At 55.1% G+C, this 18563-nt stretch carries 13 protein-coding genes and 1 tRNA gene; 9 read left to right on the top strand and 5 right to left on the bottom strand.

The window, feature by feature from the left end; translation table 11 throughout:
• Nucleotides 1-118: 118 nt before the first annotated feature.
• Both dnaK and grpE read right to left on the bottom strand, forming a co-directional pair.
• Nucleotides 119-2047, bottom strand: a complete 1929-nt coding sequence (dnaK, locus tag FR699_RS03370) for a molecular chaperone DnaK (protein ID WP_158854029.1) — start codon at nucleotides 2045-2047, stop codon at nucleotides 119-121.
• Between the two features lie 140 nt (nucleotides 2048-2187).
• The gene (gene grpE / locus FR699_RS03365) at nucleotides 2188-2886 is read right to left on the bottom strand and encodes a nucleotide exchange factor GrpE (RefSeq protein WP_158854027.1); all 699 of its coding nucleotides are present in this window, start codon (nucleotides 2884-2886) and stop codon (nucleotides 2188-2190) included.
• Between the two features lie 394 nt (nucleotides 2887-3280).
• On the opposite strand from grpE, the gene FR699_RS03360 reads away from it, so the two are divergent.
• The 5 genes from FR699_RS03360 to FR699_RS03340 all read left to right on the top strand — a co-directional run bounded on the left by FR699_RS03360 (nucleotide 3281) and on the right by FR699_RS03340 (nucleotide 7679).
• Complete coding sequence (locus FR699_RS03360; RefSeq protein ID WP_154551807.1) at nucleotides 3281-3817, top strand: cob(I)yrinic acid a,c-diamide adenosyltransferase; 537 nt, start codon at nucleotides 3281-3283, stop codon at nucleotides 3815-3817.
• Between the two features lie 47 nt (nucleotides 3818-3864).
• Nucleotides 3865-4128 (top strand): hypothetical protein, encoded by a 264-nt coding sequence (locus FR699_RS03355; RefSeq protein WP_154551808.1) that lies wholly within the window; start codon nucleotides 3865-3867, stop codon nucleotides 4126-4128.
• Between the two features lie 47 nt (nucleotides 4129-4175).
• Nucleotides 4176-4250, top strand: a tRNA-Val gene (locus FR699_RS03350).
• A 409-nt stretch (nucleotides 4251-4659) separates the two neighbouring features.
• Entirely contained in the window at nucleotides 4660-5907 is a 1248-nt protein-coding gene (locus tag FR699_RS03345; RefSeq protein ID WP_158854024.1) for an AAA family ATPase, read from the top strand.
• The gene (locus FR699_RS03340) at nucleotides 5904-7679 is read left to right on the top strand and encodes an McrC family protein (protein WP_158854021.1); all 1776 of its coding nucleotides are present in this window, start codon (nucleotides 5904-5906) and stop codon (nucleotides 7677-7679) included. Before FR699_RS03345 ends, FR699_RS03340 begins: the two co-directional genes overlap by 4 nt.
• 12 nt (nucleotides 7680-7691) lie before the next feature.
• Here FR699_RS03340 and FR699_RS03335 read toward each other — a convergent pair whose 3' ends face one another.
• Together FR699_RS03335 and FR699_RS03330 are read right to left on the bottom strand one after the other, a co-directional pair.
• Nucleotides 7692-8078, bottom strand: a complete 387-nt coding sequence (locus FR699_RS03335) for a hypothetical protein (protein ID WP_199268281.1) — start codon at nucleotides 8076-8078, stop codon at nucleotides 7692-7694.
• Between the two features lie 2 nt (nucleotides 8079-8080).
• Nucleotides 8081-10810 carry a DUF1156 domain-containing protein gene (locus FR699_RS03330; protein ID WP_158854018.1) on the bottom strand — a complete coding sequence of 910 codons (2730 nt, stop codon included), beginning with the start codon at nucleotides 10808-10810 and terminating at the stop codon, nucleotides 8081-8083.
• A gap of 106 nt (nucleotides 10811-10916) precedes the next feature.
• Between FR699_RS03330 and FR699_RS03325 the strand changes: the two genes are divergently transcribed.
• Nucleotides 10917-12362, top strand: a complete 1446-nt coding sequence (locus FR699_RS03325) for a hypothetical protein (RefSeq protein WP_158854015.1) — start codon at nucleotides 10917-10919, stop codon at nucleotides 12360-12362.
• A 5-nt stretch (nucleotides 12363-12367) separates the two neighbouring features.
• On the opposite strand, the gene FR699_RS03320 is transcribed toward FR699_RS03325, so the two are convergent.
• Nucleotides 12368-15628, bottom strand: coding sequence for a DUF499 domain-containing protein (locus tag FR699_RS03320; protein WP_158854013.1), 3261 nt, complete (start codon nucleotides 15626-15628; stop codon nucleotides 12368-12370).
• 187 nt (nucleotides 15629-15815) lie between these two features.
• Between FR699_RS03320 and FR699_RS03315 the strand changes: the two genes are divergently transcribed.
• The 3 genes from FR699_RS03315 (at nucleotide 15816) to FR699_RS03305 (ending at nucleotide 18493) form a co-directional block, all read left to right on the top strand.
• On the top strand, nucleotides 15816-16700 hold the full coding sequence (locus FR699_RS03315; RefSeq protein WP_158854010.1) for an IS1595 family transposase: 885 nt from the start codon (nucleotides 15816-15818) through the stop codon (nucleotides 16698-16700).
• A gap of 200 nt (nucleotides 16701-16900) precedes the next feature.
• Entirely contained in the window at nucleotides 16901-17830 is a 930-nt protein-coding gene (locus FR699_RS03310; protein ID WP_158854008.1) for a hypothetical protein, read from the top strand.
• Nucleotides 17831-18493 carry a hypothetical protein gene (locus FR699_RS03305; RefSeq protein WP_158854005.1) on the top strand — a complete coding sequence of 221 codons (663 nt, stop codon included), beginning with the start codon at nucleotides 17831-17833 and terminating at the stop codon, nucleotides 18491-18493.
• Nucleotides 18494-18563 lie beyond the last annotated feature (70 nt).

Here is an 18563-nt window from a genome sequence, read left to right as displayed (position 1 = left end):
AAGGTCGCCAGATTCGGGTTAGGCGTCTTCGCCTATCGAAGTCCTCGCTATGCTCGGACGCCGAGACACCGCAAGTCGGAGATTCGCGAGCCCGAGACGAAGACGACTCGCACTCGGTTTACTCGTCTTCGTCGTCTTCGTCTTGGACCTCTTCGAAGTCGGCGTCGACGTACTCCTCGTCGTCACCGGCACCTGCGCCGGCGGGACCGCCCGCACCAGCGGGGCCGCCAGCGGCACCACCCATGCCGCCCATACCACCGGGGCCGGCCGCGCCGCCCGGGCCACCAGCAGCGCCTTCAGCGGCCTGCTCCTGGTACATCTGTTTGCCGATTTCCTGGAGCGCTTCGGTCAATTGTTCGGTGGCGCTCTCGTAGTCGTCTTTCGTCGCGTCCTCGTCTTCGAGGGTCTGTTGGACGGCCTCGATCTCGGTCTCGATGTCCTCACGGAGGTCCTCGTCGATATCGTCCTCGTTTTCTTCCAGCAGCGTCTCGGCCCGGCGGATCGCGGCCTCGGCTTCGTTGCGGGCCTCGATTCGCTCACGCCGCTTTTCGTCTTCCTCGGCGTGTTCCTCGGCCTCTTCCTGCATCGCTTCGATCTCCTCGTCTGAGAGACCGACGCCACCTTCGATCGTGATCTCCTCGGAGTTGCCCGAGCCCTGGTCTTCGGCACTCACGTTGACGATGCCGTTCTCGTCGATGGAGAACGTGACTTCGATCTGGGGCGTCCCAGCCGGTGCCGGGGGGATGCCCGAGAGCATGAACTCACCCAGGAGTTCGTTCTCTTCGGCAATTTCACGCTCGCCCTGGAAGACGCGGATCTGGACCGACGTCTGGTTGGCCGCTGCCGTGGTGAAAATCTTCGACTCCTCGGTCGGGATCGTCGTGTTCTTCTCGATGAGTCGCTCGAAGAGGCCACCCTTGACCTCGACACCCAGCGAGAGCGGCGTGACGTCGAGCAACACGATGTCGTCGACGTCACCCGAGAGGACGCCACCCTGGATCGCCGCGCCCAGCGCGACGGCCTCGTCCGGGTTGACGTTCTTCTTCGGTTCCTTGCCAGTGAGTTCCTCGACTTGCTCTTGGACCTGGGGCATCCGGGTCGACCCGCCCACGAGCAGCACTTCGTCGATGTCCGATTTCGAGTAGCCGGCGTCGGCCAGCGCCTGCTCGGTCGGTTCGACGGTCCGTTCGATGAGGTCGGCCGTGAGGCTCTCGAATTTCGCCCGGGTGATGTCCGTCTCCAGGTGGACCGGCCCGTCGTCAGTCGCCGTGATAAACGGCAGGTTGATCTCGGTCTCCTTCCGGGAGGAGAGCTCGATCTTGGCTTCTTCGGCGGCGTCCTTGAGACGCTGGAGGGCCTGGCGGTCCTCACGAAGATCGATCCCGTGTTCGTCTTCGAAGTCTTCGGCCAGCCAGTCGATGACCGCCTGGTCCCAGTCGTCGCCACCCAGGTTGTTGTCACCGTTGGTCGCGACGACCTCGTAGACGCCACCGCCCAGATCGAGGATCGAGACGTCGAAGGTCCCGCCACCGAGGTCGTAGACGAGGACGGTCTGGTCGGATTCGTCGTCCAGGCCGTAAGCCATCGAGGCCGCCGTCGGCTCGTTGATGATCCGCTCGACCTCGAAGCCGGCGATCTCGCCGGCGTCTTTCGTCGCCTGGCGTTGGCGATCGTTGAAGTACGCCGGCACCGTGATGACCGCCTTCTCGACGTCCTCACCGAGGTACTCTTCGGCGTCGCGTTTGATCTTCTGGAGGATCATCGCCGACACCTGCTCGGGCGTGTACTCTTCGCCCTCCAGCGTGACCGTATAGTCTTCCTCGCCCATGTGGCGCTTGATGGACTGGATGGTCTCGTCGGGATTCTTGACGGCCTGGTTTTTCGCCGGCTTACCGACCAGTTGCTCACCGTCGTCGAACGCGACGACCGAGGCTGTCGTCCGATCGCCCTCGCTGTTGACGATGATCTCCGGGTCGCCACCCTCCATCACTGCGAACGCACTGTTCGTCGTCCCCAGGTCGATACCGAGGATCTTGTTGCTCGCCATGTTATCCACAGTTACCGGTTAGCGCCGGTTAAACATTACTAGACGCGCCGAGACGCCACCACCACTCGATCCACTCTCGTCTGGCGATTTTGATCACGACGGCAAAATCACAGTCGAGGAATTTATACAGAAGTGCCGATCTACTCCCCGCCGTCAGTAGACTCGCTGTCATCCGTCCCATCGCTGACGGCCACCTGGGCCGGCCGCAGGACTTTCTCGGCCATCAGATACCCGGGCCGATGGACGTCTGCGATCGTCCCTTCGGGATAGTCTGTGTCGATCCGGGCCAGCACTTCGTGGTGTTCGGGGTCGACTTCGTCGCCGGGTTCGGGTTCGATCGGTTCGACGTTTTCCCGATCGAGTTCGGTCTCGAACTGCTTGAGCGTCGAATTGACGCCGTCTCGAAGGGCTTCGGCGTCGTCTTGGCCGAGTGCGCGCTGCAGGTTATCACGAACGTCGAGCAATCGATCGACGAGATCCTCGGTCGCCCGCTGTGTTTCCTCCTCGCGTTTGCGCTCCATGCGCTTCTTGAAGTTCTGGAAGTCCGCCTGCTTGCGCTTGAGGCGTGCGGTGAGATCCTCGATCTCTGCCTCCTGTTCTTCGACCGTTTCCGTCAACGCGTCGTTCTCTTCACGGAGCGTTTCGATCGTAAGCCGAGACGCCGCAAGCTCGTCTGCCAATTGTTCTGCAGTCGCGTCCTGTACGTCCTCGAGCAGTTCCTCTCGAAGCGCAGCGACCGACTGTTCAGCCGCCGTCTGGCTGCTCTCCTCGCTTGCCTCACCGACGGATTCGGCACCTTCGGTCGTCTCTGCGTCTTGGTCCTGCTCGCTGTCAGTCATGTCAAAGACGTGCCCGTCGTCGGATAAAAGGGTTGAGAATTCCGGCCTCCCAGCGATCCGCTCGGGGGTCGTCTCGACAGTACCGTGGCGGGCGCTGAACCGGACAGATTTTCGTCCTTGGTGGGACTGGTTGGGCGAAGACGATCGTGCTGATTCGTCGTCTGTCGTGATGTGCACGACGCTGAAGCTACCGTCCTGACAACGCCATTTCGTCTTGGTCCCGAAATCGACGACCGTATGGGACCCCGCCGGAACGAGCGAATCTACGACAGCGCGGACACCATTGCTCGGCCGCCTCTGGCAGACCCTCTCTTTGGCCCCTAATCTGCACGACGATTTGACAGCGGCCATCTTCGCCCTGACGTTAATGACGACGGGACTCGTGGCTCCTCTCATGTCACTATATACGGGCCGCGGCGACGACGGCGATACCGACTTGCAAACCGGCGAGCGCGTCTCGAAGGCCGATCCACGCATCGAAGCCTACGGAACCGTCGACGAGCTCAACGCGACCCTTGGCACCATCCGCCCGACCGGCTACGATGACGTCGACGAGACGCTCGCTGACGTGCAAAATCACCTCCACGTCCTCCAGGCTGAACTCGCAAACCCCGAGGCTGCGGCCGATGATCCGACGATCCAAGCCGAGCACGTAACGGCACTCGAAACCGAAATCGATGCAGCCGACGACGAACTGCCACCGCTCGAGTCGTTCGTCCTGCCCGGCGGGTCATCGGCCGGGAGCGCCTTACATCATGCCCGCACCATCTGCCGGCGAGCCGAGCGACGCACCGTGGCACTGACTGGGGATCCCCAACCCGTCCGTAGCGAGGCGGTAACGTACCTCAATCGCCTCTCAGACCTGCTGTTTACGCTCGGTCGCCTGGTCAACCACCGGGATGGCGTGGCCGAATCTGCACCGACCTACTGATCGGTGCCGGCACAACGGTTATATTCGTTGTTCTCGTAAGGACAGATATGAACAAGCACTTCGAAGATGCACAGTATTATCTCAAGCGTGCCGGTGAGACGGCAAAGAAAGGCGTCGAGGAGGAACTCGACGAGGTTCGAGAGCGGTTCGACGAGATGATTGGAGGCGAATCGGAGCCGGAGCCAAGTCGCGTACAGGCGGTTCGGAACGATCTCGAGACGCTTCAGGCGACTGCCGAAGGGGAAGCCAAAGAAGCGATCACGGAGGCCCGAGAAACCATCGCGGCGTATCGAGACGAGCGGACGGACTGAGCGCCGAAAGCAATTCTTAAGTCCGCGCCTCGAAAAGACCGGGGTGCGGGTTGGTGATCTAGTCCGGTTATGATACCTCCTTCACACGGAGGAAGTCGGCGGTTCGAATCCGCCCCAACCCATTCGTAGTTCGTACGGGATCTTCCCGTCCGCGTTCTTCGGTTAGAGAGTCTGTAGGGCTCGATTTGGCGTTTTCGGCTCGGTTTAGTCCGTCATTCTGACATCGCAACCCATACAGCCTTCGAACGGCCCCGGCTTCCGTCTGGGACTCTGCATAGTGACCTGCGTGATCCATAATAAAGGTACCGGGGAGTGACGTGGCTACATGGATTGCACGCGTAGGCATGTATTCCTGAGAGACAGACTGATATTTAGGCAAGATAACACAGAGATGTAAGATTCAGATAATAGAGGTCGGATAGAATACTGAACCAATTGAATGGCGTTCAAGTGACGAGCCTGATACTCATGAAACAATCATCCATTGACAGGCACGTTTTTCAACCCTCCAAATGAAGACAACAACTATCAATGAGTTCGGAATCCGGGAATCGATATTCCTTAGAGGACGTGAAGGACGAGCTCGATATTCTGCGTGCAGTCGAGGACCGTGTTGTCGAAGCGATTGAAAGAGCTCAAAGCGGAGACGTCATCGAGTACCTCATTCGAGAACAACAGTTCGATCTTCTCCACGAAGGAGATCAAGGCGTTGGCCGTATTCGGCGAGCGGTTCTCGAGTCATCAAAAGCTTCGCAGGATCTGAAGCGGACTGTCATCACGCGAGGGGACGACACGCCCGAGACGGTTCTCGTCCCGGATGATGTCGAACGTAACGCGAAGACTGCACTAAAGACCGGGAAGCCAGTTGTCCTATACGGTCCAACTGGCACTGGAAAGACTACATTTGCCAAACAGCTCGCACTGCAACACTCCGTCGGATACTCACTACATACGGCCACTCCGTCGTGGACTGCGAAAGACATAATCGGCGGCATTGGACCGAATCTCACCGGCTCTTCTGGATACCAATCACTCGATTACGAAACTGAACTCGGCGCAGTCTCGGAGGGCGTCAAACGCGCTCGGGATTTCAATATCCCGTATGCAGTCATTCTTGATGAAATCACCCGGGCCGATATCTCGCAGATCTTCGGTCCATTGTACACTGCCATTGAAAACCGCAACCAGACGCTTATCGAGACTGATGACGGCGAGACAATCGAGCTGGATGAAGACGTGAGTATCATCTGCACGATGAACATGTCCGACCGGACGGTCAACGAGTTGGACAACGCCATCACCCGTCGGTTCGCGATGATAGAACTCGACGAATACGAGGACGACGACCGGCGAGCACTGTTCCAGGGATGGCTTGAAGACAATCTTGGAGACATCCCCCTCGTTGAAAATGACAATCTGCTCGCCCTCTTCGAGGCCGATTACGATGGCATCAACAATGGTTCGGAGCAGGCGTCTCGTGGACCAATCATGCGTTTCGGTCCGATGCACTACCGCGACGTGACGATCTTCCTACGCGAGGCTCTCCAGGACGAGGACCTGTACATGGACGCCCCGGAGGAGGCGGTCGGGCAAGCGTTCCGTACGTTCATCGTCCCACGGCTGCTGAACTCGGCTGCTTTCCCGCAAATCGAGCAGATTGAGGAGCACTACCGTGCACTCGACAACGATTTCGAAATGTTTGACCTCGCGCCGGCGGCCGACCTCGCCAGCCGGGAACTCGAAGCCGAACGTCGTCGGATGGGCTCATACGAGCAATGAGCGTCTCCGATCCAGACGCATCGTACACCTACCAGCCCGGGACATTCAGTGTACCCGAGCGCGGTGAAATCCGCATCGAGGGGTGTCCGCCCTCGATCGATGACCAGCTGCGTCGAGCCTCCTTCGAACAGGAGAGCGACAACGTCTTCGTGAAGACGCAGGAGTCGCTCGACGACCGCGACAAGGAGTACAGGGTCGTCAAAGTGCGGGTTGACGGTCCGGTAATGCACGTGACTGCGCGGGACAATGTGGGAATCGTCAGTCTCACACCTCGGTCGAAGCTTCGAATCGAGCCGAAGATCGACTGGGATTACATCTTCGATATGCTGCTGGCGGTCCATGGCCGAAAGCGGTCGGTCGAGTATCACGGGATTCCCCTCGACGAGTTCCGCACCGAGGACGTTGATCTGGAGGATGTCTTCCTGATATTGGCGATCAACTATCTCAACGGGCTGGAGGATATCCACCGTAACGGCTACGTGCGGCAACTGGAGACGCGACGGGCCGACCTCGAACAGCCCCGGGGAGTAATCGATATCGAGCAGTCGCTGGTTAATCAGGCCGAGGGGCGTGCCCAGCAGCACTGTCTACTGAAAGAGGTCAACTACGATAACGCGGCCAACTCGCTGCTACACTACGCGGGTACGCACCTGCTACGGCTCTTCCGGCAGTACGAGGACAAGTACGATCATCAGGCGTACTACCACGTTTTTTCCCAGGTGCATCAAGAGGTGCGCCACTTGGAGGGGTTAGACGTGACGAGCGGACGTCGACGTATACCCGAGTACCGGCGTTTCTCGCTTCACGACTTACCGAAGCAACGCCACTACTACCAGCAGGCGATCGAGGTCGCGAAGGCGGTGGTGGCTTCCTCGCTTGGAACGCCAGCGATGGAGGGCAATCGTGAGCTGGTAGTCGACTACGTGCTGAATATGGAATCGTTGTTCGAGCAGTACTCGCAGGTCGCCCTCGAGGAAGAGTTGGACGCAATCAAAGGCTATGACTACCTTGGTCAAACCGAAAACGTCTCGGCAGTCCGATCGCCAACTCTCCAGCCTTTCGAGAACGAGGGACAGGTGTTCCACCAGCCGGATCACGCCGTCGAGAAGGGAGATGAGACTCTAGCTGTCCTCGACTCGAAGTACTATGCAGAGGGCAAAGATCCGGTAAAGAGTGGTAGCTCGCGCTCGCGGCTATTCAGCTACGCATACCTACTGGAAACGCCCAGAATGGGTTTCCTGACGCCGCTGGGTGAACCGCGGATACGTACAGTCGCACAGACTGGAGCAGAGCTACAGGTTGTCTCGCCCGATAGCAACCGTTTCTCACTCGAAGGATACCACGCCTGCGTCCGGCACTATTTACATGAGGCACTTGCTGACATGTATCCGGCCCTCGATGTATATCGGGCGGTCACCGAACACGCTCTTTGTCTCGATCAGCACGATGCGTCCGCGCTAAATCGCTTGACCGATCCAGATGGCCCGTTCGACTTCAGCAACGTCAACGAGTTCTCGCTCCGCGTGATCAATGCCGCCGCAGATACGTTGTCAGTGACCTACCAAACGAAGTCCGATTTGGAGCAGAATGGCGAGTGGACACGCGAACAGATCCGAACGCGCTGCGGTGAGTATCAATCCGACACGACGACATGCGTACCGGTGTTTCGTCGTGAACGAAATGAAGAGTGGATTGATCTCTACTTCGTGGTCCGAGGATCGGATGGCCTTCCAACGGAGGTAACTGTCAAATCGGGCCTCAAACTTATTTAGGGCTGAGAAACCTCAAAACGGTACGGTTAGCCAGTCACTGTTTCGACGCTCAATCTGTGGACCGAACACGCGACTCAGTCGGTACAGATCCTCCCCGGCTTGTAGTTCGAAATCCCGTGACCGGCGCTGGAAAGAGCCCTCGACCGCAAACTGAATTGTCGGCAAGGGGCTTTGATTCTCCAATCCGTCCGCGGCATCGTTCATTTTGCGGCTGAGGCTCTGAACTGCCTCGTTGTCCTCGAAGATCTCCGCAAGTCCGACCACGCAGATTTCGTTGGGGACATCCCGCTCCTGGAGCATTGATTCGAACTCCGATACTGGGACGCGGTGGTCGAAGAGATCGTACGCGTCGGCAACGACGAGGTTGTACACCCCTGCCAGTTGTCCAGGTTCAGCCATGGTTAGTAACTCGTCAGGTCGCGGTCGCCTAAGACCCGGCGATAGACATCGTCGCCGGTCGCGTCCGCGAGGCGTTCTGCAAGCTCGCGCACGTCGTCAATTTCGTCCCATTGGTCGACATACTCGCTTACCGTTTGTCCGTGTTCGTAGCGGTGCCGCAGGAACTGCACCTTGTCGAGCGGCGACAGTTTCCCGCCGGCCTCCACACGCTCTTTGATGTGTGCTAGGCGGCGTTCGTCGTCCCACGTTCCGATCCAGAATTCTCCGCTATCAAGCCCATAGAGCTGGGCTTCCTCCAGCTCTTCAGGGGTCGTACTCGCGCTCCGGCAGAGCTTGTTCACCTCACTGGCGTCGGGATCATCGGTTTCGAGGAGGTCAACAAACACATCCACGATTCCCACCTGGCTGGCGTCCTGAATGATGCCATAGATCTCGTCAACAACCTCCTTGGCAGTCATCGTTTCGCCGTCGCGTCGCACTTTCCCGTGATGTTTCGAATATTCGTGGAAACACCGGCCCATCTCAACAACGCCGATGTCGCCACGTGCAAGGTCGCGACTTTCTTCCAGTCGCTGGCGGGTCCGTCGAGCTGTCTTGTAGATTTGCTGTCTGAGTTGCCGCCACGAAATCGGCTCACGGTTGCCCGCCGGTCGAGCGACGATAATGATGTCGAAGGAGACAGCGTCCCCACCGATGAACTTGTTCTCGTCGGCCGAGATGGGATAGGTTGCCGTCACCTCGAATCCCACGTCACAGAGAGCTTTGAGAAGCTCACCCCATGAGTCGGAGTCACTATGGTGGTAGGTGAACGTCAGGACGCCGTTCTCTTTGAGCGCCCGGTGGACGACAGTGAAGGCCTCGTGGAGTTCAGATTGGAAGTCCTCCTCTGTTTTGTCGTAGAAGGGGTTGGTGACGATGGACTCTGCCCGAGGTGTCTTCTCGTACTGGAAGCACTCGTACTCGTCTTCGAGCAGGATCTTTTGCCAGACGTAGAAGTAGTCCGAAACCTCCGAATAGATAATATTGTCGTAGTAAGGCGGGTCAGTGATCACTGCGTCATACTCGTCTTTTGCGTCTATGTTTCTCATATCGCCTTGGTGGACGGTAGCGTCCTCGCCAATCGGTTGGGCGAAAGGTTCCGTCTCAATTGTTTCTCCATCAGAAACATAGCGCTCTGTGGGGTTAGAAGCATATTCAATTCCATCAGTTATCATATCCCAAATTGAGCGGAAGGTTCCTCTGCCATATTCTGCACCCCAGACATTGCCTTCGCAAGGTGATTGAGGTGGATCAAATGAATTTGATTTGAAAAGATGCTGTATCTTGTTATAGGAATAATCGTAACCAGTCATCATATTCTGCGTTGGTAAACTATTCGACAAAGCCAATAAAAACATCTCTCGTATATTTTGGTCATTAAATTCATCGAAGCGCGATAATAACATAGATATTGAAAATAATTGGCGAGTATTAAACATATCTACCCACTTTCCATACCCATGGTCAAAAATCGGATTCCGTTCCGACGTCATGTGCCCCTCTGGAATCTTTTCATCGGGCACATACTCGTCCAAATCCTCTCGCTGATCCCATTCTTGTTCAGCCGCTTCGTAGAGTGCCTGATCGAACGCTTCAGCTGTTTTATACCCCTTCACTGCGCTACGTTCTTCGCCGCGCTCGTCACACGTTGGACAGTAATACTCGACCGCATAGAGCCGTAGGTCGAATCCACCTTGTTCTTGTATCGCGTCAGTGATCCCGTACTGTGCGCCACAATCAGGGCAGGCGTATTGCGATCCTGAAACCGTCCCTTCCTTTGGCGTCCACTCGTGGCTACACTCCGAGCAGGTCGATTCTGACTGCCAATCATCGACGAGCACGACCGACTCGCACTCGGGACAAAGGACATTGTACTTATCGTCATTTTCGTAGCGACCTTTCGCAACACGGTAATCACCGAATAGCGGAACCGTCGCCCCACAATCCACGCAGTCGAGTTCCTTCACCCAGAAGTTGTACATCACATCCGCATAGTGATCGTGCGCGGAGAGGTCGCCGCGTAGATCCTCCGGAACCTCATAATCGAAGTCGGCGTCAAGCTCGAGGGGATCCTCATCGTCGAGCGATTCGTCCTCGTGGGTTTCCGCATTCGGACACGGTGTCCGGTAGTAACGCGTGATCTCATCGGCGACATCATTCTCGACCTGCTCGAAGGCTGCTTCGAGTTCCTCGACATCCGTTTGGCCCGCCTCTAATTGCTTCTTCGTGACGAACCAAGCGACGGGGTTGAGGTCATAGCCGACCGACTCGACGCCGAAACGTGAAGCCTCGACAAGTGAAGTCCCACCGCCCATGAACGGGTCAAGGATCTTCTTATCATCGACACGCACGTCTTTCGGGTAGAGCTCCCAGAGCGATTCCGGATCCTCCAAGTCAACCTTTTCGAGGAGTGTAGCGACGTCGATCCCTTCCCCGAAGTCACCCAGTGTCGTTTTCTCTTCGCCGGGTTCGAACACCTCGACAGACTCAGGATTATCAAGGAGACTATAGAGACAGATCGTTCGAAAGACACAGCCCAGACGGCGTGCCCACCACTTGTGCATGGTGTAGATGGGGCGATAGTGCATCTTCGCCCGACCCTCCTTGGCGGCGATCTCGTTTACCCGTTCGATGGGGAAGCTGCGTTCGATTGGGAGTTGCGTGCGCTCCTGTTTGTGATCTTGACCAGACATGAATTTGTAGACACCGTCGAACCGTTCTCAACCATATCGTCACACAGAGTTCTTATATACCTGTTGAGTAAACACACCCAAATAGATGTACCCGGATGTGCCGTTCGTGAACCGGCACGAAGAACTCACATATCTAAAAAATAAGAGAGATCAATCTGAGACTCGGGTCCACTTTATTTGTGGTCAGTCAGGAATCGGAAAATCAGATCTTGCGAGAGAATTTGAAGAAACTTGTGAAGAAGATGGATATCCAACGCTATTTTACCCAGTCAAAGATCCACGAAATGAACAGATATTCTTGCAACGTCTCCTTGCTGCATGGTTTGACAAGTATCCTGAATCAACGGTTACGCAACTTAGAGAGTATATCTCGTCTTCAGATTCAGTAGAAGACCTTTTGAGTATTGTTAGTAGTGTTGTCCCTGACCCAGCAAGTGGCTTAGCTATTGATGGGTTGCAACGGGCGATATCAGGCGCGACAGAAGCAGGGGTGGATTTCCCTGATCCAGTACAGCTAGTTGCTGATGTGATGAAACGAAGAGGGAGTGCTGAGAGTCCAGCTGTGGTCATTATTGATCAATATGACGCCAGAATTCAGGAAAGCGAGCGAACACTTGAATCTACTTTTCGTGATATTGCGTACCATCTTGACGACTCGGTCGTTTGGTTCGTCACAGCGAGGACAGAAGTTCAAGGTGGAGAGCGGTTAGACTGTATCCAATTAGAACCATTTGACCAAGACTTAGTGCCGAATCCCGGGGCTTCGTATCCTGAAGATAGCCAGCCGTTTGAGCCCGTAGAAACGTCCCCAGAACAGGGATACGAAGCCACAAGAGCTCTTGTAGAAGAAGCCGGATTTGATTACGAAGAGTCAGATTTAATAGCACTCCATGATCGAACGAATGGTGTTCCACTTCTTATCGCTGCAATTTGTGAAGAGCCCAGAGCCTTCTCATTACGGGAGGAGTTAGAGAACACCCCCTCTAATTATATAGATTTTAAAAACGATATTCAACAAGAATTTGTTCGTGGATTGACAGAGAATCAACAGGAAATTCTGGGAAATACTAGTGTATTCCCAGTCATCACTGTGGATCTTTGTTATGAACGAACTGGGTTAGCACAATTGGTGACCAGGCAAGAACTTGATGAGCTTACGGAGCAAGGGAAACTCATGCGGTTGAGCGGTGAATATCCGATTAATCCAGCTTACAAATGCCACGATTTCTATCGAGAATATCTTATCGATTGTGCTGGCCTAGAGGAACGTGCATTACGATTAGAAGGTGCAATTGATTGTTTGGAGGTGGCCTTTGAGAATTCCCCAGCTCCTCGAGATCCAGAAATCGAAGATGGGGTGGCAGTGCAATTAGACCGTTTCATATACCAAGTATCACATGTTTCAGATGAAATATCTATCTCAGATATCGTGGAACGAGTCGTCACAGGCAGCTCGAAATCTGAGGAAGAGATAGCGGATTTATTGGCCTCTCATCTCGGGTTCGGCCACCGTGAGTACTCACTAGAGGAGTACCTTAGAGAAATAATCTGATTTGTTTACTCGAAGTTGATCTCCACGGAGATGTTCGACGCCTCGTCGGGCATCCGCTCAAACATATCCCGGACATCGGTGAAATTGCCGCCACTTGCTAGCGTGAGTTTAGTCCGGGTTTTTTCGACATTTGCAGTCCCCATGAGTGGACCGGGAACCGCTGTCCGGTCGGCCAGGGTAAACGCGACCTCTCCATACGTCACTTCTCCAGATTGCTCTTGATCCCGCCATTCACGACGTAATTCGGCAGTATCGTCTCCGTTAAACTTGAAGTGCCATCCGCCGCTCGGGACACGGAACTGGTACCCAGGTGACCACCGCGTGGGGTCGCCCGAGTCGTCGATTGCAATTACGTATTCCGGTTCCGTTGCTCTACCGAGGTTCTGCAGTAAGAACGTCTGGACAGCTTCCTCGGTCACGCTGTCATCAAACTGCCCGGCGATACTGCCAACGGTGAATTCCTCATCTCCCTCGAGCCCGTCGATGTACGCAAGTATGTCATCTTCGATCTCATCGCTCACCGTCGGGACGATAGTCACGTCGGTCGGGTCACGTTGGTCGAGTGAGTCATAATACTCACGATCCTGATCGATTACGTAGTCCCCGCCCAAAAGAGCGATCACGGGTTCGCGGAACGCCTGTTCGGTCCTGTCCTCAGGAAGGTAGACGGTCTCGTCGCGGCGTATTTCCTCTAAGATCCGGTTCGTGTTTGCGCGACCGTTGGAGTCAAGTGCCTCTTGGATCCGGCCCTCTACATCCGCCTTATCTATCACTTCAGCGTTCGAGATGTCCCGTATCGTCGCATCCGACTGAGCCTTATCGACAACTCCCGTGCCGCTGTAGAGTACGTACTTGTCGTCACGGGCAAGTCGCCCGACGGCAGTCATCACCGTGTCGTGACCGTCTCCTTCAAGCCATATCTCCGTGTCCTCAAGTAAATCTAGCTCGAAGTTTCCGATGTCGATTGAAGATTTTTCATTTCCGAACCGAGTTCGGAGTTCTTGCACGACACCGTCGACACCCCATCGCTCGACGGTCTCCTCTGAGAGGATGGTAGTGTCCATGGAGAGCCCAGTCAGCTCTGACGAGAACCCGTTGGGCCCATGGGTGACAACAGGCTTTCCTTCAAGCGCTTCCATTACGGCCTCGACGACTGCACTTGAATCTCCCGGGATCGGATACGTTGGCTGCCGGAGAAATTGCTCATACACCTCTTCGACGGTTGCTGATCCACGTCGATCGAGGAGGTCGGAGGTTGCATCCCAAACATGGTTCTGAAGATCGATCCCCTCAGCTGCGACAGAATCAGCGATGTCTGGGGCACTCAATGGATCGCCATCCTCAACAAACACGTCCAAATCCATTTGCGCGGCGAACTCGAAGTCGTTTAGAAGGTCGTTACCGTCGATAATTTCCCCATATGCAAGTTCGACTCTGTCTCTGAGCTCCCGTTGTTCGTCTTCGCGCTGACTCTTGACAGATCGCCGAATCTCATCGTCAAGCGACTCGTCGCGCAGGACTTGCCTCGCACCCTCGATATAGCGGGCTTTCTCGATAAATCCCGATCCAGATTGGATCGATCTGTCGCCGCTGGGCTGGACGAACGCGAGCGTGTTTCGCCATTCCCGTCCCGGACTACCATCTGCGTTTTTGATTACCGTCTTGATCCCTTCGGGTGTCCAATCATTTGCTTTGACGACGATCTTGAGTTCACGAGTGTCCGGAACATCCTTGAGATCACCATCGAGAAATCCGACTGGATAGGTATTATTCCCGAAAACTTCGTTAACCGTATCAGCAATCTGCTCAAGAGCAACCCCCTCATCGACGTCACTGGCTTCATTCTGGATGAGCGCGTTCGGATTCTGTCGATCCCGGACGGCGTACTTCCCATTGAGCTTGTGGAGATACCATGCGACACCATATAGCTGTTCGAGATTGAGAACGATATCAGAGACAAGATCACCGGTCCGATATGTCCCCATCACGATTTCAGCCTTGCTTGCGCCTTCGCCCTCGTCTGGTTTTAGGCTGTACAGGAGGATCGTATTGAGGATACGTCGTCCGTGGGGGACTGCATCAAGATCAACACGGTTGCGAATATCGTCGATGCAGACATTAGGGCGGGCAACGTTAATCCGCGAGAGTTCGTCCTCGAAGAGCACAGCGTCGATGTCTCCGTGCGAAATGAGATCGGTTTGCTCGATTAGTTTAGGAGCGTTATCGGAGTCCGTCCCTGAGGTGGCAGGTGTCGTGAGTATCTTTGAGAAAAGATAAATCATCCCCCGCGTGTTCTGGTTCCCCTCGTCTGCGTAATATCGTGTTTCAAGTGCCTTGAGCAATACGGGATGAAACGGATATGCATCGAGGAGATCCCGCTTAAGATCGCTTGGTATCTCCGAATCAGGGACATGATCGTTCTCGACGTACGCCTGGACGTATCCATCAACGATATCCTCCACTGCCCCCTCGTCAATGTCGTCGATTAATCGGTGACGGATCACATCCTTCTTGCTCACTTTACTATTCATATTGTGCTCCGAGGTGTTCTCGGTCTCACGCTCGAGGATTTTGTGTACCGTCGATCCTTCGCGAAGGACGGACACAAACGCGAACACGTCGGAATCTGGATCTTCGCTTGCCTCAAGATATGACTGGAGGAAACCTCTATTTGCGGCTTCACGTTCTTCCGAGAGTGTTATCCACCAGTCCTCAAGCTCATCAAGGAGGAATGCGACTGCTTGGTCTCCGACCGCATCGAGGATCGTTTGTCGGTCAGGGTACCCCCCACTGTCGAACGAGCCGGGATCGTAATCAAGGGCCTCAAAGAACGGCTCCCACAAGTAATCCGGCTGGCGATCTTGGAGTGAGACCGTGATCGCCTCTGTCTGATCGGCGTCGGGAAGTGATTCAGAAAACCCCTCGATATGTCGGTCACCGAACTGGCCGGCTTGTTTCGGCGAAGTGAAACAGTGGTACATTGCGACCATCTGGTGAGATTTCCCACTCCCGTACGACCCGTACAGGATATGCGTCCCGCGGTTATCATCACCACGAAGAGTGTTCCGGAGGTCGACAAATCCCTCCTGAAGCCCCTGTGTCATCAGGGTTCGCTCGAAAAACGTGGACGCATCTGCCTCGAACTCATTAGTATCGTCGACGTTGTAGAGTTTGACTTGCCCATCGATCTCGCCTTCCTCGCGAAGTTCTCGGCTTATCGTGATTGTGTCCGCGATCGTTTGTGAGAGAGATTCCGTACTGGCCATTTGATATCATAGACACCGTATGTGAATCGCTTAAGTACTGTGGTGAACATCGAGCCACGCATTTCCACAGCATCCCGAACTGATCATAAAAGAACTCGCTCTTGTGTAGAGGATTGTTGGTCAGTTCTCAGCAGTAGCTGGAGTTCACAGCAGGCAAGGGTGGCGCGACCGCGCCACCCGACGAACGATGATGCCAATCAGTGTGTTCGTCTCGGAGCGTCGGGCCGCGAATCTGCTGGCACAGATTCGCTGGCGTGACGGCGTCTATTGCCCGCGCTGCCGTACCGAATCACGGATTCGGCACGGCAGCTATCGAGAGTTTCAACGGTATCTGTGTAAGGATTGCGGCCGGACGTTCAACGACAAGACTGGAACAGTCTTCGAACACTCTGCGATACCGCTCAAAAAGTGGTATCTCGCCGTCTACACCTACATCCGGCTGAATACGAGTATTCGGCAACTGGACGCTGAGCTCGCTGTTTCGTACAAGACTGTCTACCGGCGCGTCCAGCGCTTCCTGCGGGCGCTGGACGCGCCTCGGCCACAGCTCGAAGGCCCAGTCGAGATCGATGAACTGTACGTTAACGCTGGGAAGAAAGGCCGCGAGCGCGACCGGCCGTCGCGCTCGCGTGGCTTATCCACGCGCGGTCGTGGAACGTATCACGAGGACAAGCCACCCGTGTTTATCCTCGCCGACCGCGGTAGTGGCGAGACGTACGTTCACCCGGCGAAAGCCGCCGAGGAATCGACGATTCGACTCCTGCTCGGTAGCCGCCAGCAGGAGTCGCTAATCGTCTATACTGACGGCTTTCGAGCGTACGAGCCACTCGACGAGGACGACGCATTCGACCGCGAATACGTCGTCCACGGTGAGGGTGAATACGCTGATGGAGACGTGCACGTCAACACGTGCGAGAGCCACGCGTCGCTGGCGCGACGGTGGCTCTCGCCGCATCGAGGAATCTCCAAAGACAAACTCACACCCTACCTCAGAGCGTTGCAGCTTCGAAAACGTGTCCGCCGCAAACCCGGCGACGAAGCACTCAAAATCATCCTCGAAACCGCACTATGACGCCACCAACAATCGCTTACCCAAGAGCGAAAGAACTTAATCGGTGCTTTGATCTCATCTCCTGGATAATCTTTATGCTCAAATAATCCATTGAACGTGTCCGTGAACTCATCTCGCCATACGCTTCAGTTCTGACGTCACCAGTTTCTGATTAAGAGGGAAAAGTTAAGACGTTCTCGGCCCGATCCATAAAAGAGACAATGCCCCAAGAGGATCCGGAGTTTGGTGAGCCGGAATTTTTGGGGTGGGTGCTGTTGACGCTACTGAAAGAACAGAGTGACGATCAGATATCTCGATCGAAATTCCTGAAGCTCTGTTGTATCGCCGATCGTCGCCTTCACGAGACACACGAGTACAGTGTTGGTCTTCCTCGTTATTGGTACATGTATGGGGAACTCGCAAACGAACACGAGTTCTCAGGCCGGTTCTATAATGCTCCACGTGCTATCGGCTGGGACGGTCAACAGTACATTCCCAAAGATCTGCACGTCGAGGCGTTCGATGTCTCTGAAGAGGGTCTCGAACTGATCCCACAAGCGGTGCGGTGGACCGTGCGTGAGTTCGGCCGCAAGAACGTCGATGAGATCAAGCAACATCAGTACGAGGAACACGCCGAAAACGAGTTCATTCGGAAATACAGCGAACTCCGATGGCTGTTGAGTACGATTGATCTAGGAAAACAAGAGCGACTGCAGAATTACGGTAGCGGCGGAGAGTCGAACGAGGAATATCTCAAGCGCCAACTCGACGAGATGATGGACGCATATCCTGAGGATAACGGACGTTACGAGGATATGAAACGGCTCTACTTCCGCTGGGACGATACGGTTCGTCTGATGGTCGATCAGGCTGTCGAATACAGTCGGATCGCCGAATTCTTGGATGACTTCATACAGACACTTAGTAAAGTCGTCCTCCGGTTTACGTATAACCAACATATCTCCGATGAACGGCTCGCAGACTGGGAAGAAGATGCCGCCGAAGAGAAAGCCCAATTTGCGACCCAACTCAAAGACATACGGTCGAAGAACCTTCGTACCCGATCACGAAGTACAGAACTGGATCGGGTTTCGGATGCATACTCTCAGAATGTCGAAGAGCAGATCGAACAGCTTCTCGCTCAGGAATAGATGACGGACGCGTCGTTCCTCGATACTGGTGTAATCCTCGGGTTTTGTTTTCGGGACGACTCTCATCACTATCGCTGTCGACAGTATCTTGACAACCATGACTTCGCAGTATTCGTTTCCGACCATGTCGTGTCGGAGTATCTGCATCGGGAACCGGATCTCGCAGAGGAAATCGCGGACGGAATTTTCGATCATATCAACCGTCTCCGAGACTCGGACTTCGAGGGACAACTGGATTCGATGGATACATCTCAAATACGACAGCAACTGATCGCAGGGAACAACGCTGCCGGGACGACACTCCATTCGTTCTATCAGGAGGAAGTGCCGAACTTCATCCAGTTAGACGACATGATTGGTCGCCTTCGCAATCTCGCCCGGGACATCGAACAGACTGCCATTGAGAATAGGGAGTCCCTCATGGAGCAAGCTGATGTTTGGCAACGAACTGAAGACTACACAGATATCAACGACGGACTTTCGGAGATTCCGTGGGATGATCGACGGATCTGTCTCGATGCCCACGATGTCGCCGTGGTAACGGACCACCGTACAGAGTTAGCGACCACGAATCCGACTGATCTGGTCGATAACGGATATCGGCAGCTAATCTTGGAGAGGACATCTCTTGAAGACGTGGTGTCACTAGCGAATCGATCGTAACTCGGCTCAAACCTAATATCGCGATTTCGTGCTTGTTCCTGACTGCGAGTCTACCCGAAACTTGGCACGT

The sequence above is a fragment of the Halorhabdus sp. CUG00001 genome (assembly GCF_009797925.1).
Lineage (GTDB): Archaea > Halobacteriota > Halobacteria > Halobacteriales > Haloarculaceae > Halorhabdus.
The sequence above is the reverse complement of the archived record's forward strand: the minus strand, read 5'-3'. Positions and strand labels throughout refer to the sequence as shown.